This window comes from Vibrio thalassae, from assembly GCF_900089835.1.
Lineage (GTDB): Bacteria > Pseudomonadota > Gammaproteobacteria > Enterobacterales > Vibrionaceae > Vibrio > Vibrio thalassae.
The window spans coordinates 1-715 of record NZ_OANU01000179.1; the positions used below are offsets into that span (position 1 = coordinate 1).

A 715-nucleotide genomic window follows, 5' to 3' on the forward strand; every position below is an offset into this window, starting at 1 on the left:
TTTGTTTGGTTACTGAAACGTGGATTAAGTACCGCAGGGCCATCATTTAACGTTATTTGTAAACGTAAATAGTGGGCATTATCTGCACTCGTTGTGATATGACTTGCTCCATTAGCTGCGCCGATATCGCTCCATGTCGATCCATCTTGACTGCGTTGCCATTGGTAGTTCACCCCAAGATTCGCATTAGCAGCAATGGCGTTATCAATCGCTGCAACCGTTGTTGATAACAGAGACACTTTCGATTGAGTGGCTAATGTGAGCGGGCTGATGGTCAGATTGAGCGAATTGGCTAACGTAACTAACGCTGCTGAATTTGTTTTTGGCGATACGGTTTGGGTATCGACACTGCGTTTGATTAATAAACCGTACGCATCATGATATTCAACTGTAATACGTAATACATGATTTACATCTTTGTCGGTCGGCATATAGTTTTCGGTTGTCGCTAACATCGTTAAGCTGTTGTCAGCGTTTACACGTTGCCAGATTACCTGACGATCCGTAAATAGCGCAGGTGATGCTGACGAGAGTAAGCGAGTACCAACTGTTTGCAATATACCTTCTTGAGGCTGAGCAAGGTCATCAAACTCTATATTGTAACTAATACTGTTGTTTTGTACCTCAGTGGTGATGTCCGAGATGCTTTCGCTTATCTGGCTGTTGTTATCGATTGCGATGAGTTTTAGACGGTACTTATCGCCTGCAGTGAGTG

1 protein-coding gene is annotated in these 715 nt (G+C 43.6%); it reads right to left on the reverse strand.

Features of this window, described 5'->3' with window-relative positions:
* Positions 1–715: hypothetical protein (locus VTH8203_RS23535; RefSeq protein WP_158296245.1), on the reverse strand; the 715-nt coding region annotated here is incomplete at both ends.